A 22,250-nucleotide genomic window follows, 5' to 3' on the forward strand; every position below is an offset into this window, starting at 1 on the left:
GTGCGGGTTCAGAACGCCGTGCGCAGCCCGAGCCCGGCCGAATCGCCGTTTCCGTAGCCGCTCGCGCGGTCGCGCAGGTAGGCCACGTAAACATCGGTCCGTTTCGACAGCCGGTAGTCGTAGCCGAGCGCCCACGTCGTTCTTGACGGGCGGTCGCGGCCGTGGCTCTTCGCGGCCATCACCGATGCGAGCACCGTGCCGAAGCCGATCGGCACCGCCGCGCCCACCTGCCCGCTGTGCGTGCCGAGCCCGCCGCCGTCGATCGCGTCGTGCACGTACTGATAGAAAGCGGCGAACTTCACGACCTTCAGGTCGTAGCCGACGCCGGCCAGCACGGCGTCCTGCTGCGTGAAGCCGGCGATGGATGCGTTCAGGTCGCCGGGCGTCCGGTCGAATTTCGCCTGCTGGAACGCGAGCGTCGCGCTGAACGCGCGGTGTGCGTCGTAGGTGAAGCTGCCGCCCCACTGGTTCGCGCCGGTATGGCCCGGCGCGTTGCCCGTCGCATAGATCAGGTTCGCCTGCAGAGCGTGCTCGCCGGGTGTCGAAACCAGCACCGAATTGCTCCACCCGTTGTCGCCGACGAGGCCTTGCCCCGCGACGCCCTTGTACATCTGGTTCAATGCAGGTGAAAAGCCGAACGACGTCGAGAACGGATTGAAGCGCACGACGGCGATGTAGTACGGCGTCGTGTTGCGTCCCGCGCGCAGCACGCCGTACGGCGTCGCGATGCCGACATACGCGTTGCGCCCGAAGAACGTATCGCCGCCGAAGCGGCCGGCGCCGCCGTTCGACGGGCGTATGAATGCTTCGAGCGCGAACTGCAGCGCGTAGCCGCCGCCGAGCGCCTCGCGGCCGCCGATCCCCCAGAAGCTCGTCGTGAAGCCACCCGAGTTCATTGCATACGCGCGCGGCTTGCCGAGGCTCTTTTGCGTGCCGGCATAGACGTCGGCCAGCCCGTACAGCGAGACGGACGACTGGGCCGTGGCGTCGTCGGCGATCGAGCACGCGATCAGCGATGCGCCGACGGCCGACAGCAGTCGACGGCGCCGGCCGGCAATCCGGGTTGAATGGATAGGCATACTGATTGAATCACATAGAGGAAGAGAACGGACGGGTGCGCGACGGCACCCGTCGAACCGAACGTCAGAACGCGTGGCGGATACCCGCGCGCTCGACGGCCTGCTTCTGGTTACTCGACGGATTGAAGCCCGCGATCTGCGCGACCGGCGCGTCGCCGGCGGCCTTCTGGAACGCACCCATCACATAGACGCTGGTGCGCTTGGACAGTGCATATTCGACGCTCAGGTTGAACTGGCGATACTTCGGCTCCGCGTTCGTCGCGTGGTCGCGGCCCGTCGTGTACGTATAGCCGGCGCCGATCGTCACGGCCGGCGTCGGGGTGACGAGTGTCGACAGCTCGTAGTTCTGGAACGTCGCATCGTGCCCCGCGCTGCCCTGCTGGAAGTTCGTGTTCGTGAAGTCGGCGAGCAGCTTGAGCCACTGTACGACCTGGTACGACGCACCGACGCCGAACACCTTCTGCGCGCGCGCCGCGTCGAGGTAGTTGCCGTAGATCGCGTTCGTGAAACCCGGATAGTTCTGGTAGCCCTGTGTCGACACGCCCGGGTTGTTGATCCGCAGATAGCCGACGCCGAAGCCGACCGGGCCGGCCGCATAGCTCGCGCCGACGCTGAACGTTGCGTTGTCGGAGAAGCGGCCCGGCTGCCCGCCGAACGCATAGAGGCCGCCGAACGTGATGCCCGCGATCGTCGGGCTGCGATACTTGACCGCGTTCGAGATCGGGAAGCCGTTGTCGGTGTTGTCCATGTCGTTCGGGTGCGCGAAGTAGTAGCCGCCGATGTTGCCGTTCAGCGTGAACGGCTCGACGTAGTCGACGATCGAATCCCACTGGCGGCCGAGCGTCAGCGTGCCGAGCTTCGTGTCGTTCAGGCCGACGTACGCGTTGCGCGAGAACGCCAGGCCGCTGCCGAGGCGGCCGGAGTTGAGGTCGAAGCCGCTTTCGAGCCGGAAGATCGCGCTCAGGCCGCCGCCGAGATCCTCGGTGCCGCGCATGCCCCAGCGGCTGCCGGCCGTCACGCCCGACGCGAGCTGCACGAGATGCTTGCCCTGCACGTTCGACACGTAGTCGACGCCGTCTTCGACGATGCCGTACAGCGTGACGCTGCTTTGCGCGTGGGCGGTGGCGGCCGCGGCGAGCGGCAGCGCGAACAGGATTTTTTTCATGAGGATGTTCCGGTGCGGGGTGGTTGAAAGACGGCGAGCGGCGTGCGATATGGACGGACATTCGGGCCCCGCGCCGCGATCGAACGGCGATCGCGGCGGCGGGCGTGACAACCGACGGGTGAAACGAAGGAAGGGCGGCACGCCGCTCAGTTGCGATACGCGCGCAGCAGCGCATCGGCAGCGCGGAAGTCGGGCGTGAGCGGGCGGTCGCGCTGGAGGAACGCGACCTTCGTGCGCAGAGCGCGGTACAGCGGCTGCGTGGCCGGCGCGAGCGTGAACGACGGCTGCTTGCGCTGGCGCAGGTCGATCGCCTGGCCGGCTTCGACGAGTTCGAGGCCGAGCAGCGTGTAGCTCGCGTCGATCTGCTTCTGCACGCGCTGTACGACGTCGGGCGCGTTCGTTGCGATGTCCTCGATGCCGCCGGCAACCGGCAGGTAGTCGAGCGACACGGGCATCGCGAGCGACTTCACCGTCATCGCGAGCGCGGTCGGCGGCTTCTCCATCGCGCCGAACGCATGCACGGTGTCCTCGGTGCCGAGGAAGCGCGAGAGGCCGGTGAGGTGCGGGTCGTTCAGCTTGACGATGCGCTGGGCGGATGCGAGTGCGTTGTGGCCGAGCGCGAGCCCGAGCTGTTCGAACGCGAGCACCCACGGCAGCGGCTCGAAGTTCGCGCTCGGCAGCACGGCGCCGCCGCCGTCGACATAGCCGGCCGCGTCCTGCGCCCGGCTCGACTTCGGCGTGACGCCGACCGCGACGCCCGGGTTGTCGTCGCTCGAATTGAGCTGCACCTGCAGCAGCGCGCGCGCTTCGTCGTAAGTGCGATCTTCTTCGCCGAGCAGGTAGACGCCGGAGCGGAAGCTGAGCGGATCTTGCAGCGGCCGGTCCGGATCGCGGTTCCACAGGCTGCTGCCCGCGAGCAGCGTGCGCAGCGTGGCGCCCGCGCGCAGCGTCGCCGGGAACGGCCGCAGCGCGAGCGTGTCCTCGCGGAACGGCGATACGTTGCCGTTCAGCCCCTGCAGGCTCAGCGCGAACACGACCTTCGACACCTGCGCGAGCCGTGCCATGTCGGCGAGCGCCAGCGCGCCCATGCCGGCCGAATACGCGTTGGAACTGAGGATCGCGAGCGCGTCCTTGCCGTACGGGCGGATCGTCGCGATGCCGGCCGACTTCAGCGCGTCGGCGGCCGCGACCTTGCGGCCCTGGTAGTACACGTCGCCTTCGCCGAGCATCGCGAGACCGACGTGGCTCAGGATCGTGATGTCGGCCTCGCCGATCGAGCCGTCCGCCGGCATGGCCGGTGTGACGCCGCGATTGAGGAACTGCGCGTACGCGTCGACGATCGCCGGCTGCACGCCGGCGCCGCCGTCGAGCATCGCGTTCAGGCGTGCAGCCATCGCGGCGCGGGCCACGCGCACGCTCATGTCGGGGCCGACGCTGCCCGAGTGCGCATGGATCAGCCCGATGTTGAAGCGCGTCGACGCGTCGATGACTTCCTGCGACAGCTTGCCGTGCGCGTCGACCATCTCGCGGTCCTTGTTGAGGCCGACGCCGACCGTCAGCCCGTAGATCTGCTGGCCGGCCGCGGCGGCCTTCAGCAGCACGTCGTGCGCGGCGACCACGCGCTGGCGGGCGGACGGCGCGATCGACACGGCTTCGCCGTCGGCAATGCGTGCGATCGATTCGGGTGTGGCGGACCGGCCGTCGAGCGTGACGTCCGCGAAGGCCGGGACGGCGGCGAAAAGCGCGAGCGCGACCGCGCTCCGCATGAGGAAGCGTTGCATGAAGCAGTTCTCCGAATTCAGGCGTGACGTGACGTGGAAGACAGGGCGGCGATCGATACGAGCGCGATAGCGCTTGCGACCATCACGTACCAGGCAGGCGCGAACGGGTTGCCCGATCGCTGCGTGAGCCACGCGAGGATCGCCGGGGCAAAGCCGCCGAAGATCGTCGTGGCGATGTTGTAGGACAGCGACATGCCGGTGGCACGCACGCGGGTCGGGAACAGCTCCGACAACGCGGCGGGCGCGACACCGGTGAAGATCGCGACCATCACGCAGAACGCGCTCTGGACGACGATCAGCGCGGCGAGCGTGTGCACGTCGGCGAGCCAGTGCAGCAGCGGATACACCGACACGAGCATCAGCACCGCGCCGACCGCCAGCACCGTGCGCCGCCCGAAGCGATCCGACCAGCTCCCGGCGCACACGCAGGTGACGGCCATCAGGCAGTTGCCGATCAGCGACGCGATGAACGCGTCGCGTCCGTCGAAATGCAGCGCGCGCTGTACGTGCGTCGGCATGTAGATCACCAGCGCATACACGCACACGGCCCACAACACCGAGAACCCGGTACCGACCACGAGCGCACGCGGATAGTCGCGCACGACCTGCAGCAGCGGCGTCTTGCGTTCGGCCGGCGCGTGCGCGGCGCGTGCCATTTCCGCGCGGAAATGCGGCGTTTCGTCGAGTGTCTTGCGCAGCCACAGGCCGACCGGCGCGATCGCGAGGCCGAGGATGAACGGAATCCGCCAGCCCCAGTCGCCGATCTGTTCGCGCGACAGCGTGAGCGTCACGGCGGTGGCGACCAGCGCGCCGAGGATGTTCGACGCAGCCATGCTCGCCTGCAGCCACGATGCGTAGCGGCCCTTCTGGTCCGCCGGCGCGTGCTCGATCAGGAACGCCGCGGCGCCGCCCACTTCGCCGCCGGCCGAGAAGCCCTGCAGCAGCCGGCCGCACAGGATCAGCAGCGGCGCGCCGATGCCGATCGCGGTGAACGGCGGCGCGAACGCGATGATGCCGGTGCCGGCCGCCATCACGAGGATGGTCAGCGTCAGCGCGGCCTTGCGGCCTGCGCGATCGCCGTACACACCGATCGCGAGCGCGCCGAGCGGCCGCGCGATGAAGCCGATCCCGAACGCCATGAACGCCTCGACCAGCTCGGTGCCCGTGTCACCGCGATGGAAGAAGTTCTGCGCGATGTACACGGCAAAGAACGCGTAGACGGAAAAGTCGTACCACTCCAGCGCGTTGCCGATCGACGCCGCGGCGATCGCGCGCCCGGCACTCGAGGCGGGGGGCGACACGGCCGTGGCCGTGTCGAGGGGAACCGCGGTTTGCTTCACTTCGATCTCCTGTCGTCGTGCGGACGGCCTTACAGCCGGATGTGCGGAATCTGCTTGCGTTCCGCTTCGTCGAGCGCTTCTTCGTAGCCGGCGTCCGCATAGCGGATCACGCCGAGCGCCGTGTCGTTGGTCATCGACAGCGTGAGACGCTGGTTCGCCGCCGCACTGCCGTCGGCCACGACGGTGATGCCTGCGCTGGTCATGTAGCCGCTGTAGCCGCCGCCGCCCGAATGGATCGCGACGAGATCGGCCATCGACGAGCAGCTCATCATCGCGTTCAGCAGCGGCCAGTCGGCTACCGCGTCGGAGCCGTCGCGCAGGTTCTCGGTCATGATGTTCGGGTGCGCCATCGCGCCGGCGTCGAGGTGATCGCGCGTGAACGCGACCGGCCCGGCCAGCACGCCGTCGCGCACCATCGCGTTGACCGCGAGCGCGAGGCGCGTGCGCTCGCCGTGGCCGAGCCACGCGATGCGCGCCGGCAGCCCTTCGAACGGCACGCATTCGCGGGCGCGTTGAATCCAGTTCGTGACGATCCGGTTGTCCGGGAAGTGCTCGAGCAGGTAGTCGTCGATGATGCGGATGTCGTTCGGGTCGTTCGACAGCGCGATCCAGCGGAACGGGCCGATCGCACGGCAGAACAGCGGGCGCAGGAACGCCTCGGTGAACACCGGGATCTCGAACGCGCGCGTGACCCCGCCGTCCTTCGCATGCGTGCGGATCAGGTTGCCGTTGTCGAACACGATCGCGCCGCGATCCTTGAAACCGAGCATCGCCTCGACGTGCCGCACGATCGACGCGCGGCTCGCGTCCATCAGCTTCGTGCGGTCGCCGTCGCGCAGCGCGCGCGCTTCGTCGAGCGTGTAGCCCGACGGCACGTAGCCGTACACGAGATCGTGCGCGGCCGTCTGGTCGGTCACGATGTCGGGCACGACGCCGCGTGCGAGGATCGCCGGGAACACGTCGGCCGCGTTGCCGAGCAGGCCGACCGAGACCGGCTCGCGCCGTGCCTGCGCGTCGCGGATCAGCGCGAGCGCTTCGTCGAGATCGCGCGCCTGCCGTTCGAGGAAGCCGATCTGCAGCCGCTTGTCGATGCGCGTCTGGTCGATCTCGACGACGAGCGTCGCCGCGTTCGCCATCCGGCCCGCGAGCGGCTGCGCGCCACCCATCCCGCCGAGGCCGGCCGTCAGGATGAAGCGGCCACGCAGGTCGTTGTCGAAATGGCGCTCGGCGATTCGCGAGAAGATTTCGTAGGTGCCCTGGATCACGCCCTGCGAGCCGATGTACTGCCAGTCGCCGGCCGTGAGCCCGCCCCAGCAGATCAGGTTGCGCCGCTCCAGTTCGTAGAAGTGTTCGGCCTTTGCCCACTGGCCGATCAGGTTGCAGTTCGCCATCACGACGAGCGGCGCGCTCGCGTGCGTGCGCAGCAGCGCGACGGGCTTGCCGGACTGCACGACGAGCGTGTGGTCCTCGTCCATCGTCTTCAGCGTGTTGACGATCGCGTCGTGCGACGGCCAATCGCGCGCCGCACGGCCGAGCGCCGCATAGACGATCAGTCGATCGGGATCCTCGCCGACGGCGAGCACGTTCTCGAGCAGGCGCAGCAGCGCTTCCTGGCGCCAGCCCTTGCAGCGCAGCGTGTTGCCCGACGTGACTTCGAAGGTGCGGTTCATCCGGTTCGTCATCGTGATCTCCGTTCAGCGCGCGAGCGCATAGTCGGCGATCGAGATGCCGAGTGCGGCTTCGACCGGCGGATAGACGGCCGGATCGAACACCGACGACGACAGCGGAATGTGCGCCTTCGCGACGCGCAGTACGTGGATCTCCATCCCTTCCTTCAACTGCCCGGCGCTGACGGGGCGGCCTTGTGCATCGAGCGTCGTGATTACGTCGGGGTAGGTCGCGATCCGTGCGCCGTGCGCGTCGTCCACCGCCATGTGTTCGTTCATCACATGAATGACTGCGCGCTGCGCGCCGCTGCCGACATGGACGAGGCCGACGTCGAACGCTTCGCGCGTGTATTCGAGCGTGTTGCGCTCGACCTTGCCGCTCGCGACGATCTCGCCGCGGGTGGCCGCGCAGATCGCGTCGATCACCGCGCTGCCGCCGCGCCGTTCGGCGTCGATGATCGCTTCGCCGAGGGCGAGCGCGCGACTGATGCCGCCGAGCGCCGCATGCTGGCGCACGTACGAGGCGCGAATCGGATTGCGGCAGCTCGCGATGAAGCCGCCGGCCATGTCGGCCGCCTTGCGCAGCACCGGCGACACCCTTGCGGTCGCGCCGCGCACGACCACTTCCATGTACGCATGCTGTGTGCGGTTGCCGCCGGCTGCCGCCTGGATCATCGGCGCGGTGCTCGATGCGAGGCCGAGCGAGCCCATGTCGCCGGTCGGATGGGCGCGGATGTCGCCCACTGCGTCGACCACCTTGGTGCCGAGCAGCGCGGACGGCAGCCACGCATTCAGCGTGCTCGACATCCCGTTCTGCCCGATGATGAGCCCCGCGAGCGGCTCGCCGAGCGCGTCCTGCACGAGCTGTGCGGCCTTCACGTAGTCGGCGCCGAGCATTTGCCAGTCGGTGAGGCCGCCCGGCGCGCCGATCGCGGCGGCCGTGGCGATCCACGCATCGTCCGGCAACTCGTCGATGGTGACCAGTTCGGGGCGGCCGATCGTGACCGCGAGCGTGCCGAGTTCACGGCCGTGGTCGGCCCAGCCGCCGCCGCCGCATGCGAAAACCGAACCGCCCTTGACGGCGGCTTCGACGTCCTTCGAAGACAGAATGCGTCCCATGTGTCGTTTGTCCTGAGAGGGGAAAAGGGCTGTACGCGCCGGCCGGAAAGCCTTGTGTGGCGGTACTGTCCAAACGATTCTAGGGACGCCGAATATTGAGCGTTATTGCTATTTTATGGAGACTTCATAACGCGATGTTAAGCGTAGGGTAATCCCGGTGACGCTCGAGCGACAGGCTGCCTGCGCACGAATCCGTCCCTGCCGGTGCGACGACGAAACGCAGGCTGGACAACGATTCCAGCCCGTTTCGGCACCCAAATTCATGCGTTCGCGGAGAGCGTATGGAGCGTGTCGATGAACTCGTGCGCGAGCCTCGACAGGGGGGCGAGCACCGGGTGCAGCACGCTGACCGGCGCGGCGATCGTCGGCACGATCGGCTTCACGACGATCTGCGGCCATATCGGCCCCGCGACCGTCAGTTCGTCGATCAGCGCGATGCCGGTGCCGGCCTGCGCGAGCGCGCACGCGACGTGCGCCTGCTGCACCTCGATCTTGACCTGCGGCACGAGCCCTTCGTCGCTGAACAGCCGCCGCACCAGTTGCCCGAGCGGAATGTCGCTGCCATAGCCGATCAGCGGCTGGTTCGCGAGATCGCGCACGGCCAGCGTCTTGCGGCGCGCGAACGGGTGCGATGCGGGCACGGCCGCGACCATCCGGTTCTCATAGAGAGGCTGGCTTTCGACGTTCGGGTGCGTGTCCTGCAGGAACGCGATGCCGAGTTCGACCTGCTGCGTGAGCACCGCCTGCAGCAGCACGCTCGGGATCATCGTGTGCAGGATGATGCGCACGTCGGGAAAGCGCTCGTAGAACGCCGCGATTGCGCGCGGCAGCAGCGATTGGCCGAGATTGGGGCTGCACGCGATGCGCAGGTGGCCCATCCGGTTCTCGATCAGGTCTTCCGCGATTTCGTTGACGCGCTGCACGCCCTGGTACACCGCGTTGACTTCGACGAACAGCCGCTGCGCTTCCGGCGTCGGGTAGAGCCGCCCCTTGATGCGCTCGAACAGCGCGAGGCCGAGCCGTTGTTCGGCATACGAAATGAGCCGCGAGACGGCCGGCTGCGAGACGTGCAGCAGCTTCGCGGCGCCGCTGATCGAGCCGGTCAGCATGATGGCGCGAAACACCTCGATCTGGCGCAGGTTCAGACGCACAGCCTTAACTCCATGTTATGTGGGGACGATAAATCGGCATGAGACATTCTGGCAGAGCGCTGCCTAAACTGCTCGTGATCAAAAAAGCAGGAGGCGAAGATGAGCGAATTCGAGCAGGTAGTGCGCGGCCGGCTGGTCGATGCGCGCGAGGTGGTCGACGACGGCTGGCTGGCGATCCGTGGCGGGCGGATCGCCGCGCGCGGCGCGGGCATGCCGCCGGCGGCACGCGAGACGGTCGATGCGCGCGGGCAGTGGGTGCTGCCGGGCGTTGTCGACGGGCAGGTGCATGCGGCCAGCCAGGCCAACCAGGAGGGGCTCGGTCACGCGTCGCGTGCGGCCGCCGCGGGTGGCGTGACGGTGATGGTCGACATGCCGTACGACGATCCGGAACCGGTCGCGTCGCGCGCGCAGCTCGACCGCAAGATCGCGGAAGCCGAGCGCGACTGCCACGTCGACGTCGCGCTGTACGGCACGCTCAACGCGAAACACGGCCTCGAAGCGGCGGCCGGGCTGATCGACGGCGGCGTGTGCGCGTTCAAGTTCTCGACGTTCGAGGCGACGCCCGGCCGGTTTCCGCGCGTCGAGGAGGACGTGCTGTACGACGCGTTCCGGCTTATCGCACCGTCGGGCCTCGCATGCGGCGTGCACAACCAGATGCAGGACATGACGCGCAAGAACGTCGCGCGGATGATCGAAGCGGGCGACACGGGCTGGGACGCGTTCCTGCGCGCGCATCCGCCGCTGATCGAGAACCTCGCGACCGCGCTGATCTACGAGATCGGCGCGGAGACGGGCGCCCGCGCGCACGCGGTGCACGTGTCGACGTCGCGCGGCTTCGAGTTGTGCAACATGTTCCGGCAGGCCGGCCACCGCGCGAGCATCGAGACCTGCGTGCAGTACCTGATGCTCGATCACGAAACGCATACGAAGCGCTTCGGCGCGAAAACCAAGCACTATCCGCCGATCCGGCCGCGCGCGGAGCAGGACCTGCTGTGGACGCACATCGCGCGCGGCGAATGCACGTTCGTGTCATCGGATCACGTGAGCTGGGGGCTCGAACGCAAGGGCGACCCGAACGTGTTCCGCAACGCGTCGGGCGGCCCGGGGCTCGAAACGCTGCTGCCGGCGTTCTGGACCGGCTGCGAACAGCGTGGCATCGCGCCGACGCGCGTGGCCGAACTGCTGGCGACTCACCCCGCGCGGCATTTCATGCTCGACGACCGCAAGGGATCGCTCGACGTCGGCGCCGATGCAGACTTCGTGATCCTCATGCCGGAACGCTATGCGTTCGATCCGTCGCGCAGCCTGTCGGCCGTGCAGTGGAGCGCGTTCGAAGGGATGGAATTCACGGTGCGGATCGCGGCCACCTATTGCCGCGGCGCGCTCGTGTACGACGGCGAGCGCATCGTCAACGCAGCAGGCTCGGGCCGCTTCCTGAAGCCGCACGGCAGCCGTTCGATCGCCCCGCAACAGGAGCCAGCATGAATCCGACGGATTTCCCTTTCCCGCCGCTGAACGCGGTGCGCCTGAACGCGCGCGTCGAGCAACTGGCGCGCTTCACGCGGCCCGACGTGCCGTGGACGCGCCGCGCGTTCTCGCCGCTGTTCACGGAAGCACGCGCATGGCTCGCCGCGCAGTTCGCCGAGGCCGGGCTTGCAGTGTCGATGGACGCAGGCGGCAACCTGATCGGCCGCCGCGAAGGCAGCGGCCGCCGCACGAAGCCGCTTGTGACGGGCTCGCACTGCGACACGGTGGTCGGTGGCGGCCGCTTCGACGGGATCATCGGCGTGCTCGCGGGCATCGAGGTCGCGCATACGCTGAACGAGCAGGGGATCGTGCTCGACCATCCGTTCGAGGTGATCGACTTCCTGTCCGAGGAGCCGAGCGATTACGGCATTTCGTGCGTCGGCAGCCGTGCATGGGCGGGCGTGCTCGACGCAGGCATGCTGCGCGCGACGAACGCAGAAGGGGAAACCCTGGCGGAAGCATTGCGCCGCATCGGCGGCAACCCGGACGCGCTGCGCGAACCGCTGCGCGCGCCGGGCAGCACGGCCGCGTTCGTCGAATTGCATATCGAACAGGGGCCGGTGCTCGAAACGCGCGGCTTGCCGATCGGCGTCGTGACCAACATCGTCGGCATCCGGCGCGTGCTGATCACCGTGACCGGGCAGCCCGACCATGCGGGCACGACGCCGATGGACATCCGTCGCGACGCGCTCGTCGGCGCCGCGCACTTGATCGAGGCCGCGCATGCGCGCGCGTCGGCGCTGTCGGGCAACCCGCACTACGTGGTCGCGACGATCGGGCGCATCGCGATGACGCCGAACGTGCCGAACGCGGTGCCGGGGCAGGTCGAGCTGATGCTGGAAGTGCGCAGCGACAGCGACGCGGTGCTCGATGCCTTCCCCGAGGCGCTGCTGGCCGGTGCGGCCGCACGCCTCGATGCATTGCGCCTGAGTGCACGCGCGGAGCACGTGAGCCGTGCGCGGCCGACCGACTGCCAGCCGCTCGTGATGGATGCGGTCGAGCAGGCGGCCACCCAGCTCGGCTATCCGAGCATGCGGCTGCCGAGCGGCGCGGGGCACGATGCCGTGTACGTCGCGCCGACCGGGCCGATCGGGATGATCTTCATTCCGTGCCTGGGCGGCCGCAGCCATTGCCCGGAAGAGTGGATCGAGCCGCAGCAACTGCTCGACGGCACGCGCGTGCTGTACCGGACGCTCGTCGCGCTCGACCGCTCGCTGGCGGGCGCGGCGTAACGTGATGGCAGGCGCGCGGCGTGATGCCTACGCGGTGCGCTGCCCTTCGCGCGGCCCGTGCCCCGTCCAGCGTTTGAATGCGCGCCGGAAGTTGTGCGCGTCGCTGAATCCGACTTCGTGTGCGACGTCCTCGATCGACAGCCGGGGGTTGCTCAGCAGCGTGAACGCGCGCTTGCGGCGGATCGTGTCGATCACCGTCTGGTACGACACGCCCTGGTCGGCGAGCCGCCGCCGCAGCGTGCGCTCGCTCATGCACAGCTGCGCGGCGATCTCGGCGAGCGATGGCGTATGCCGCAGGTCGCGCCGCATGATCCGTTCGATCGATTCGAGAAACTCGGTGCCTTTGGATTCGGGCGGCAGCGCGTCCTGCAGGAATTCGAGCACCTGGCGATGCGCGAGCGGATCGTGCGTCGCGATCGCGCGGTTGCCGATCGACGCGTCGCACGACAGCAGGTTCTGCTCCTGCTCGAAGCGCACCGGGCACGGGAACACGCGCCCGTACTGCTCCGCATAGGCAGGCGGCGGGTAGCTGAGATCGATGACCTTCGGCTGGAACGCCGGGCCGACGAGCGAGCGCCCGATCTTCAGGAAGCTGCTGAACGCTTCCTCGACGAGGAAGGCCTCGATGTCCGGTTCGAGAAACACGTTGGTCGCGCGGATCGACAGCGTGCGCGCGTCCGACACGAGGTCGAAGCGCATCAGCGGCCCCGTGTGGCGCTGCAGCTCGAGGCCGACCGTGATCGCGTCCTTCAGCGTGGGGCTCGTCAGCATCGCATAGCCGACCAGCCCGATCGACGCGATCGTCTCGCTCGTGCCGAGTTCGAGGCCGAGCGCGCGCTGCGGCGCCATCTCGAGCGCGCGCCGGATCATCGTGCTGGCCTGGCGCAACGAAATCCGGCACGACGGATTCGACAGGTCGGCCACGTCGAAGCCGAGCCCGAGGCACAGCCGCACGGGATCGATGCCCAGTTCCTTGCTTGTCTCCGCGAGGCACCGCAGTAAATGCACCGGCAGATTCGCCGTCGTATAACGGGCGGTATCGTCCATGGATGCTCCCTGTTTTTTTCCACGGATTGTACTCGTCCCGCCCGGCCGGGGTGCCGCCCCGGCCGTTATCGCCCACATGCCATGCGCCCCCGCGTCAGAAGTAGTGCCGCAGGCCGACCGTCGCGCCGAGCTGCGTGGTGCTCGTGCTCGGCGACTGCCCGTTCACGCCGACCAACTGCGCGCCGATCAGCCCGCCGCGGTAGATCGCGTAGTCGACTTCCGCGTAGAGCATGCTGCGCTTCGACAGGGCGTAGCCGGCGATCGCCTGGAACTGGCGCGCGCGGCCGTCGAAGTCCGGCGTGTAGCCCGACTGCGTGGTCCACCAGGCGTTGACGGCCGCCGTGAAGGTCTGCGTGAAGCGGTAGGTGAGCCCCGCGAGCGCCATCTTGCGGCGGCGGAACCCGCCGGGCGTCGACGGATCGACCACCTGCGCGGGCGAGATGATGCCGAGCGCGGCGAGATCGGTCGGGCTGAACGGGCCGTTCTCGAACGACGTGAAGTCGTTGTCGCGCGCGTTCTCGATATAGCCGGCGTTGACGGTGGCGTTGCCGAGCGTGACCGAGCCGCCGCCGCCATAGATGTCGAACTTCGCGTGCGTGACGTCGTCCCAGCTGCGCATGAACGACGCGCCGACCGTAAACGGCCCCTTGTCCGGCGCGTACGCGATCGCCGCGCCGGCCTGGCTGCCGAGCGCGCCGCCGCCCGCATGGCCGCCCGGTGCGTACTGCGCGAGCAGGTACAGGCTGCCGAGCTGTGCGCCGTACTGGATCATGTTGCTGGTGCGCGCACCCGCGAGCATCGTCTGCTCCGGTTTGAACAGGTTGAAGTACGGATCCTGCGGGCCGGCCCACAGGTTCGAGCCGTAGGTCAGCGACACCATCTCGAACGGCACGTTGTACTGGCGCCCGAGCGAGAGCTGACCGAGCGACGTCGACGTGAGCCCCACGTACGCGACCTGGAAGAAGTTCGGCGAGCCGGCCGGCACGATCGCGCCGCCGTTCGGGCCGAAGTGGCTTTCCACGTTGAACTGCGCGGACAGCCCGCCGCCCAGATCCTCCTGCCCCTTGAGGCCCCAGTAGCTTTCGGTCAGGCCGCCGCCGTCGGCCATCGAGAGCTTGCGGCCGGTCGACACCGGAGTGCCGTCGGCGCCGTAGGACACACCGTGCGTTTCGTAGCGGATGCCCGCGTCGATCACGCCGTAGAGCGTCACGTTGCTTTGCGCGTGGGCGCCGGCACTGGCCAGGACCATCATCGCGCAGCATGCCGCGCGAATGCTATCGGGACGATTCATTCTTATGGACTCCGCATCGGTCAGGGGGGCGGCAGCGTTGCACTGCCGGAAGCGACTGTAGAAAGCCAAATTTGCGCGGGCCACGGCCGCGGCGGCCAATCTCGTGGTGCGTCGCGGCCACGCCGTTGCGCAGTGCGGTCAGGGTGACGCGCGGACCGCGACGCCGGGTTCGGCACCGCGCAGCGCGAGCCGCACGCACGGCGCGGCGGCCAGCACGGCCACGCACAGGACGTGCGCGACGTGCTGGCCGCCGAAGCGGCCGAGCAGCGCGCCGGACAGCGCGGTGCCGATGCCGGCCGCGAAGAACGTGACGACGAGCGTGCGCGCGACCAGCGAGCCGTCCGGGTCGACGTCCGACAGCATCCCGGTGAGGAACGGCACGATCACGAAGAACGCGCTGTTCAGCACGAACTGGCTCAGGAAGTACGTGCTGCCGCTGCGCGCACCGAAGAACCATTCGATCGACCCGATCATCGCGAGCTGCGCGGCCCAGATCAGCACGAGGCGATGCTTGTGGCTGGCCGGATGCGACGGAATCGCCGCGCCGACGAAGCCGAGCAGCGACGACACCGACAGCAGCACGCCGATCGTCGTCGGCGACAGCCCGGCGCGCTCGCCGACGAAACCCGCGATGGCCCACTGCGACGCCTGCACGCCATAGACGAGCGCGGTCACGAACCAGATCGCGATCACCGGCCGCCACGGCAGCGCGTGGCCGCGCGCGCGGGCTTGCGATTGCGCGCTCGCGAATGCGTCGATACCGCGGATCGCGGGCGCCAGCACCGCGACGACCGCCGCCAGCAGCGCGAACACCCAGCGACCGAGCCACGCGGCAGGCAGTGCCGAGATCAGCACGAGGATGCCGCCGTTGATGCCGCCCGCGAGCAGGTTGATCTGCCCCCACAGGCGGTCGGTCGACGCGCGCTGCGACACGCCCGATGCGACGACGACGAACAGCATGCCTTCGAACAGCCCTGTCATCCCGCGTGCGGCGGCGGCCGACACGACGCCGGGCGCGATCGCGCTGAGCGCCTGCCCGACGATCGCGCCGACGAGGCCGGCCAGCGTGAACGGCCGCGCGGCGCGCGCGATCCGGTGCGACAGCAGTGCGCAACTGATCGCGATGCCGAGGATCTCGGCGCTGACGAGCGCGGTGGCCGTGCCTTCGTCGAGCCGGAAGCGCATCATCACGGCCGCGACGAGGAACGGCGACAGGATCAGGCCGTTGGTGGCCGCCGCGAAGGCGAGCGCGAGGCGCACGACGGCGCCCGTCGACGGATCGGGGCGCGACTGCGCGGCGGAGTGCAGCGTGGCGGTGGTCATGAAGCCTCCTGGCTGGAACGCGGCCGATCTTGCGCGACGCCGGCCGTTTCGTGCATCGGGTGTGTCCCTCGGCGGGCTGTCGAAGCCGGCGCGGAGGCGAATGCGTTCGGTTGCAGCCCGAACAGCGTGCGCAGGTACGGCGTCAGGAAGCGGCCGTGCGGGTCCATCCGCTCGCGCAGCGCGAGGAAGTCGTCCCAGTGCGGGTAGCACGCGGCGAGTTCGGCCGCGCGCAGCGCATGCACCTTGCCCCAGTGCGGCCGCCCGCCGTGGTTGCGGCAGATCGCCTGCACGCCCGAGAAGTACGCGTCGAACGGCATCCCGCGATACTGGTGCGCCGAGATGCGCACGCTGTCGCGCCCGTAGTCGGGGCTCAGCCAGATGTCGTCGCCGCGCACCCAGCGGTATTCGATCGGGAACATCAGCGGGAAGCTGCGGCGCGCGATGAAGTCGCGGATTTCGCGCAGCGCGTCGGCGCCGCGTTCGGCCGGCACCGACCATTCCGTCTCGTTGAAGCGGACGCGCCGCACCGTCGACAGCATCGCGTAGCTCGCATCGACATGCCGGCCGGCCGATACGGTCGACGCGCACAGCCGGCTCAGCGCCGGGCACAGCGACGGCACGCGCCGGCCGAGCCCGCACAGCGCGCCGAACACGGTGTTCTCGAGGAACGATTCCGATGCGCGGCTCGCCCAGTGCACGGCATCGGCCGGCGCGTCGGTCATGTCCCACGCCTTCGTCAGCACGGTATCGGTATGCGGGAACCAGTAGAACTCGAACGAGCGGTGCTTCGCGATCAGCGTGTCCGCCTGCGCGAGGCAGTCGTCGAGCTGCATGCCGCCGCGTTCGAGGCGCAGGTTGAATGCGGGCACGAGGCGCAGGCCGATCTCGGTCAGCACGCCGAGCGCGCCGAGCCCGATCCGGCCGCCCGCGAACAGTTCGGGATGCGTGTCGGCCGTCGCGCGGATCTCGCTGCCGTCCGCACACAGGAAGGTCAGGCTGTCGATCTGCGTCGACAGGTTGCCGAGCGTGATGCCGGTGCCGTGCGTGCCGGTGCTGGTCGCGCCGGCGATTGACTGCACGTTGATGTCGCCGAGGTTCTCCATCGCGAGGCCGTGCCTGGCGAGTGCGGGGCCCAGCGCCCACAGTCGCGTGCCGGCATGCACGCGTGCGACGCGCCGGTCGCGATCGACGTCGATCACGCCCTGCATCGCGTCGAGCGACAGGATCACGTCGTCGGTCTGCACGAGCGGCGAGAACGAATGACCGGCGCCCGCCGCGCGCACGGTTGCGCCTGACGCGGCCGCGTCGCGCAGCACGGCGGCGAGCGCGGTGCGCGATGCGGGCGTCGACACGGTTGCATCAGGACTGCAGACATATCCCGACCAATTGCGCCACATGGTGTTGTCTCCCTGGGTCTCGTTTGAATGTTTGGGTTTGTGCGGGTTGAATGAGGAGCACGTGGCCCGTCAGAAAAAGCTCTTGCCTTCGCCGCGATAGGTCGGCGCCTCGCCGACCACGCGGCCGCCGCGGATCAGCAGCAGCGTGTTGAAGCGCTCGCACAGCTCGCCGGCTTTCGCGTGGCGGAACAGGATCGGATCGCCGACGGCTGGCGCGAATCCGTGCGGCACACGCACGGGCGTCTGCACTTCGCCCGCGCCTTCGTTGGCGATCAGCGTGCAGCCGGCCGGCAGCCACGGGCGCGGCAGGCGGCTCTTGCCTGCCGGGCCCGACGCGACGTAGCCGCCGCCCAAGCAGGTCACGATGCCCGGCTGCGGCATCCGCACGACCGGCAGCGCGAAGCCGGCGGCCGGCTGTGCATGGAATGCCGCGTAGTGGTCGAACAGCGCCGGCGCATAGAGGCCGGAACCGGCTGCGAGTTCGGTGACCGACGCGTCGCCGAGCGTGCTCTCGAAGCTGCCGGTGCCGCCGCCGTTCACGAAGCGCAGCGTGTGGCCGGCTTCGACGAGCGATTGCACGGCGGCCTGGCGGCGCGCATTGATCTCGCGCGCCGAGCGGCGCTTCAGGTGGCGCACCAGCGCGTTGCGTGCGCCGCCGCCCGGTTCGGTGTCGGCCACGCCGGCGATCTGTCCTTCGTAGCCCATCAACCCGTCGAGCCGCACGTGCCGCCGCTCGCGGATGCGGTTCGCGAGTGCGAGGGCGCCGGCCGCGTCGCGCACCGGCGAGCGGTACATGCCGAAGTACAGGCCCGGATACGCCGACGACATGTCGAGATCGATCGCGAGCGGGATCGTCACGCGTTCCTCGTGGGCGATGCGGTCGATCGCGTCGACCTGTGCGCCGTCGTCGACCATCAGCGTGATCGAGCGGCCCTGCCTGAGTTGCGCGGCGACCGCGCGCAGATCGTCCGGCTCGACGGTCGGATACGCGACGACGATGTCGTCGAACCCGCCTGCCGCGAGCCATGCGGCTTCCCCGGCCGAGTAGCACAGCAGCCCCTGCATGAACGGGCCGGCGGCCAGCGCCGCGCCGATCAGTTCGCGCGAGCGCACCGATTTCGTCGCGAGCCGGATCGGCATCCCGCGCGCGCGGCGCTTCAGGTCGGCGAGATTCGCGTCGAGGCAATCGAGATCGACGAACGCGGCGGGGAGCCGGCGGCCCGCGAGCGCGTCGCGGTAATAGCGGTAATAGCGGTAGTCGCGGACGGCGGCAGGGGGGCGAAGCGGGAGGTCTGCACGGCTCATGGAACGGGCTCGGCTGGGTCGGTTGTGCGTCGCGCCGACCGTTCGGCGCGTGTCGGAAATCAGCATAGGGCTGGCCAAAATGGTGACCAAGCGCTGAGCGGGTCGTTAGACGGGTCCGATCCGGCCATCCGTATCGGCCACGTCGGCGGCGCACCGCTGCGCGTCGCGCGGCTGGACCGCGCCTTGCTTGGTGTCGCGACGCGCATCGCGCATGCGGGCCCGAACCTCCGCCGGGCGGGCAAGGCGCGCCAACGCTTGCGTTGGCCGAGGCGGCGACGAAATGCGTTTCAAACGTCGTGCCGGGCCTGGCCGGCGCGAGCAGGTTTAGTGCCTGCGTTCTAGTGCCGCTTTTGACTGCATGCCGGATTCGACCTAGAACCTACTCGCGGATGCACCGGCGAAGAACGGCATGACGTGACGAGGAGGCGACGTGAAGAAGAACAGGGCACTCTGGCGGCGCACAGGCGCGATCGTGGCGATCGGCGTGGCTGTCGCGATCTGGCGGTACGAAGCGGCGACGCCGGCCGAAGCCGCGTCATCCGGCACACCGGCCGCAGCAGCGAGCACGCAGCCCGTCGCGGCCGATGCGTTCGGCACCGGCGCCGCGACGCCCGGCCCGGAAGCGCGACGGCTCGACGTCGATGCGCTGCGCCGCAGCCTCGCGGGGCGCCCCGATGCGGATGCCGAAGTGAAGCGCATCGTCGCGTTCGCGCGCTTCCGCGACGAGGTCGCCGCTTATGGCGATCGCCGCAACAGCCTGCCGCAGGCCGAGCGCTCCGCGCTCGCGCGCCGGATTCTCGACGAACTGCCCGACCATGTCGCCCGTAACGAGATCGTGCCCGTGCAGGCCGAAGCGCTCAGCGCGGCGCTGCTGACCGATACCGAGGCCGATCCCGCGACACGCAGCGCGGCGATCCGGTCGATGCGCGCGCAATGGGATGCGTATGCGCAGCAGACGGTCGGGCCGTCACCCGCGCAGGATCTGCGCTATCTCGCGTACGAACAGCAAAGCCGCGACGTGGTCCGGCAGGTTCAGGCGAGCGTTCCCGATCCCGACCAGCAACAGACCGTCATCGCGCAGCGCCTGCAGGCGCTGCGTGTCCAGCTGTTCGACGGCGCGTCACCGCCCGGCGTGCACTGAGCGCCGAATCTGCGACGCCGGGCCGATGCCCGGCGGCCGCGTCATGTCCATTGACCAGGAGGGGAGATGTCCACAGCACGATGCCTGCTGCGCGTCGCCGTCGCGACGTTGCTCGGTTGCGCGGCACTGAACGGCCACGCGGCCGATACGACGATGCCGGATCCGTCGATTCCCTATTATTCGTGGTACGAAGTGACGTTGCCGGAGAGCAGCGGCGCGTCATGCGGCAACGGCACACCGATGCGCTTCTACGTCAATCGCGCGCAGTCGGACAACCTGCTGTACATGATGGAGCCGGGCGGCGCGTGCTGGAACTACGGCACCTGCACGCAGACGTCGACCGGCGCCGAGGCCGGCCTCGGCGGCTTCAATCCGGACGGCATCCCGCACAACTACATGAACGGCACCGCGAACGAGGCGCTGCTGTCTTCGTTCCTGTCGCCGCTGCTCACCCGGATGGATCTCGCGCACATTCTCGTCGGCGAACCGAAGGTCGAGACGCAGCAATGGACACAGGTTTTCGTGCCCTATTGCACCGGAGATATCCACATGGGCAGCGCGGTGCGCAACTACACGTCGCCGACCGGCGACTGGCGTCTCCAGCACTACAGCGGGCTGAAGAACATCCAGGCCGTCGCGCAGTGGCTGACGTCGCACGGCTTCGGCAAGCCGAACCGGCTGCTCGTGTACGGGATGAGCGCCGGCGGCTACGGCACGCTCGCGAACTACGCGACGCTGCGCAACACGCTGCAGCCGCAGGCGCATAGCTCGCTGCTCGACGATGCCGGCACCGTGTTCAACACGCCGTTCGATGCCGATGCGGCCGCGCATCCGTCGGTCGGGTTGTACGACAGGGTGCGCACCGAGTGGGGGATGACGGGCCCCGACGGGATGATCACCGTGAACAGCCGGCTGACCAGCCGGTTCGATCCGGGCAACATGGGGAGCGCGTACGCGGCGCTGTCGGCGACCTTTCCGCATGACCGCTTCGGCTTTTCCAGCTACCAGCGCGACAAGATCATCGCCGCGTATCACTACCGCGCGTTCGTGCCGGCCGTGATGGCGGCGCCCGACGATGCGACGAAGGATGCGTTGTCGCTCGCGATGTTCGCGACGGAGCTGGACGGGCTGAAGCAGACGCTGAACCCGCTGCCGAACTTCGGCTACTTCATGCCGTGGGCACGTAACGACTTCATCGACAACCACCAGGTGACGGCGGTCAGCTTCACCGGGTCGGGGATTCACGAGAACGGCACCGACGCCGACATCGGCACGTTCGTCGACAACCTGCTGAACCAGCAGGACCCGGCCGATACGCCGGTGATGAAGGCGTTCCGCACGCAGCAGTGGTCGGACTTCACGTTCTCGACGTTTCTTGCGTGGATCGACAGCGTGTTCAACCTGACCGGCGAAGCCGGGCCGATCTCGGGGCATCGTGCATAAGGTGTTGCGCCTGGGCGAGCGGGCGGCGGCGCGGTACGCCGCCGTTCCTGCCGGGGCGATGCGCGCCTAGAAAGAACCGTCGTCGAAGCGGGACGAAGCCGGATGGCGCTTCATGTCCTTCAGCCAGTCCCGGACCTTTTCCGGATCGTCGAATTCGCGCAGTGCCACGGTCAGTTCGTGGTTGCTGCGCTGCATGCCGGCGATGTCGCGCGTGAGCATGCGCATCACGGTATCGGGCGCCACCTTGACCGTCGACGCGATCCCGTAAGTCCGCCGGAAGCCGGTCTCGACGTGCTGGATCTCCTGATCCAGCTCGCGGAGCTGCTCCTCCAGGATGCCGTTGTAGCGCGTCAGCCGTGCTTCGCTCAGGCCGTCGATCGCGCGCCGGTCGATCTGTTCGATCTCCAGCTGCAATTCCAGCAACTGCAGCAGATTGCCTTTCGCATACGCGTGATTGACCCGCTGCATCAGCACGGTCTTGCGCTCCTGCTCCTGAGGATCGGTTTCGCGATCGGGGTGCAGCGCGCTCGCGAGCTTGCGATAGACCTCGCGGATCGACTTGCTCGATTCGGCCTGCTCGGCTTCGCGCTGGGCGGCTGCGGCCGATTGCCGGGGCGCTTTCTTGCGTTTGGCGCGCTGCGCTTCGCGGGCTTCATGAGCGGCCATGTCGCGCTCGAACTGTTCGTCGAGTTCCGCTTGCATGCGCTCGGCGAGTTCGTCGGGCGACAGCGCGTCGAGATCGTCTGCCGGTTCAGCGGCGGGCGTCGGTTCCGGCTTCTGTTTCGTCGGTGCGCGATCGGCCGCTGCGGGGTCGTCGTCGCCGGAGGCGGCGTGCCGGTTGTAGATGATTTTCAACGCCGCGTCGTCGCTGACGTCGAGCAAGTCGCGAGCCATGCCGGCGATCAGCCCGGACAGCGTGCGCTGCTCGGCCTTACTCAAGCCCTTCTGCAGGAACGCGTCGTCGAGCAGATTGAGCAAGCGAATCCGCAACGCCGTCGACGCCTGTTCGAGCGGCAGCAGCCCGTCGACGAATTTTGTCTGGAAGGCCGGCATCACGGCGTCCCACGCGCCGAGCCGCTCGCGTCGCTTTTCGATCTGCTTGACGAGCGTATTGAACGTGTTCTGGGCTTTCGACAGGCTGGCTGTCTCGTGGCCGGGTGCGATGACGACCGCGGCACCGCGATGTGCGGTCATGATGAATGTCCTCCGGCCGCGGCGGGAGGCGCAGCAGGCCGGTATTTT

General features: G+C 68.7%; 17 protein-coding genes. 4 read left to right on the forward strand and 13 right to left on the reverse strand.

Going from position 1 to position 22,250, the window contains the following annotated elements; all coding sequences use genetic code 11:
- Positions 1-8: 8 nt before the first annotated feature.
- The 7 genes from BLA15945_RS13110 to BLA15945_RS13140 form a co-directional block, all read right to left on the reverse strand.
- On the reverse strand, positions 9-1,079 hold the full coding sequence (locus BLA15945_RS13110; RefSeq protein ID WP_174992564.1) for a porin: 1,071 nt from the start codon (positions 1,077-1,079) through the stop codon (positions 9-11).
- 64 nt (positions 1,080-1,143) lie between these two features.
- A complete protein-coding gene (locus BLA15945_RS13115) occupies positions 1,144-2,244 on the reverse strand; it encodes a porin (RefSeq protein ID WP_174992565.1) in 1,101 nt (366 codons plus the stop codon).
- A gap of 146 nt (positions 2,245-2,390) precedes the next feature.
- Positions 2,391-4,025, reverse strand: a complete 1,635-nt coding sequence (locus BLA15945_RS13120; protein WP_174992566.1) for an HAL/PAL/TAL family ammonia-lyase — start codon at positions 4,023-4,025, stop codon at positions 2,391-2,393.
- A 17-nt stretch (positions 4,026-4,042) separates the two neighbouring features.
- Positions 4,043-5,365 carry an MFS transporter gene (locus tag BLA15945_RS13125; protein ID WP_174992567.1) on the reverse strand — a complete coding sequence of 441 codons (1,323 nt, stop codon included), beginning with the start codon at positions 5,363-5,365 and terminating at the stop codon, positions 4,043-4,045.
- Between the two features lie 29 nt (positions 5,366-5,394).
- Positions 5,395-7,035 carry a urocanate hydratase gene (locus BLA15945_RS13130; RefSeq protein ID WP_174992674.1) on the reverse strand — a complete coding sequence of 547 codons (1,641 nt, stop codon included), beginning with the start codon at positions 7,033-7,035 and terminating at the stop codon, positions 5,395-5,397.
- A gap of 24 nt (positions 7,036-7,059) precedes the next feature.
- Entirely contained in the window at positions 7,060-8,151 is a 1,092-nt protein-coding gene (locus BLA15945_RS13135) for a DUF917 domain-containing protein (RefSeq protein ID WP_059237984.1), read from the reverse strand.
- A gap of 260 nt (positions 8,152-8,411) precedes the next feature.
- Positions 8,412-9,302, reverse strand: coding sequence for a LysR family transcriptional regulator (locus BLA15945_RS13140; protein WP_059237982.1), 891 nt, complete (start codon positions 9,300-9,302; stop codon positions 8,412-8,414).
- Positions 9,303-9,401: 99 nt separating this feature from the next.
- On the opposite strand from BLA15945_RS13140, the gene BLA15945_RS13145 reads away from it, so the two are divergent.
- Together BLA15945_RS13145 and BLA15945_RS13150 are read left to right on the forward strand one after the other, a co-directional pair.
- Positions 9,402-10,787, forward strand: coding sequence for a dihydroorotase (locus tag BLA15945_RS13145; RefSeq protein WP_174992568.1), 1,386 nt, complete (start codon positions 9,402-9,404; stop codon positions 10,785-10,787).
- Complete coding sequence (locus tag BLA15945_RS13150; protein ID WP_174992569.1) at positions 10,784-12,061, forward strand: Zn-dependent hydrolase; 1,278 nt, start codon at positions 10,784-10,786, stop codon at positions 12,059-12,061. Before BLA15945_RS13145 ends, BLA15945_RS13150 begins: the two co-directional genes overlap by 4 nt.
- A gap of 27 nt (positions 12,062-12,088) precedes the next feature.
- On the opposite strand, the gene BLA15945_RS13155 is transcribed toward BLA15945_RS13150, so the two are convergent.
- The 5 genes from BLA15945_RS13155 to BLA15945_RS13175 form a co-directional block, all read right to left on the reverse strand.
- Positions 12,089-13,108 carry an AraC family transcriptional regulator gene (locus BLA15945_RS13155; protein WP_059237976.1) on the reverse strand — a complete coding sequence of 340 codons (1,020 nt, stop codon included), beginning with the start codon at positions 13,106-13,108 and terminating at the stop codon, positions 12,089-12,091.
- 94 nt (positions 13,109-13,202) lie between these two features.
- On the reverse strand, positions 13,203-14,399 hold the full coding sequence (locus BLA15945_RS13160) for a porin (RefSeq protein WP_059237974.1): 1,197 nt from the start codon (positions 14,397-14,399) through the stop codon (positions 13,203-13,205).
- A gap of 138 nt (positions 14,400-14,537) precedes the next feature.
- Positions 14,538-15,722, reverse strand: coding sequence for an MFS transporter (locus BLA15945_RS13165; protein ID WP_174992570.1), 1,185 nt, complete (start codon positions 15,720-15,722; stop codon positions 14,538-14,540).
- Positions 15,719-17,119, reverse strand: a complete 1,401-nt coding sequence (locus BLA15945_RS13170) for a D-arabinono-1,4-lactone oxidase (protein ID WP_059237970.1) — start codon at positions 17,117-17,119, stop codon at positions 15,719-15,721. Before BLA15945_RS13170 ends, BLA15945_RS13165 begins: the two co-directional genes overlap by 4 nt.
- 69 nt (positions 17,120-17,188) lie before the next feature.
- Positions 17,189-18,424 carry an amino acid deaminase/aldolase gene (locus tag BLA15945_RS13175; RefSeq protein ID WP_174992571.1) on the reverse strand — a complete coding sequence of 412 codons (1,236 nt, stop codon included), beginning with the start codon at positions 18,422-18,424 and terminating at the stop codon, positions 17,189-17,191.
- Positions 18,425-18,854: 430 nt separating this feature from the next.
- On the opposite strand from BLA15945_RS13175, the gene plcR reads away from it, so the two are divergent.
- Positions 18,855-19,565: a phospholipase C accessory protein PlcR gene (gene plcR / locus BLA15945_RS13180; RefSeq protein ID WP_174992572.1), complete on the forward strand. Its 711-nt coding sequence runs from the start codon at positions 18,855-18,857 to the stop codon at positions 19,563-19,565.
- 66 nt (positions 19,566-19,631) lie between these two features.
- Complete coding sequence (locus tag BLA15945_RS13185; RefSeq protein WP_059237965.1) at positions 19,632-21,008, forward strand: pectin acetylesterase-family hydrolase; 1,377 nt, start codon at positions 19,632-19,634, stop codon at positions 21,006-21,008.
- A 66-nt stretch (positions 21,009-21,074) separates the two neighbouring features.
- Here the strand turns inward: BLA15945_RS13185 and BLA15945_RS13190 are convergent, their stop codons facing one another.
- Complete coding sequence (locus BLA15945_RS13190) at positions 21,075-22,202, reverse strand: J domain-containing protein (protein ID WP_174992573.1); 1,128 nt, start codon at positions 22,200-22,202, stop codon at positions 21,075-21,077.
- Between the last annotated feature and the right edge of the window lie 48 nt (positions 22,203-22,250).

Origin of the sequence: Burkholderia arboris, from assembly GCF_902499125.1 — a bacterium.
GTDB classification, from domain to species: Bacteria; Pseudomonadota; Gammaproteobacteria; order Burkholderiales; family Burkholderiaceae; genus Burkholderia; species Burkholderia arboris.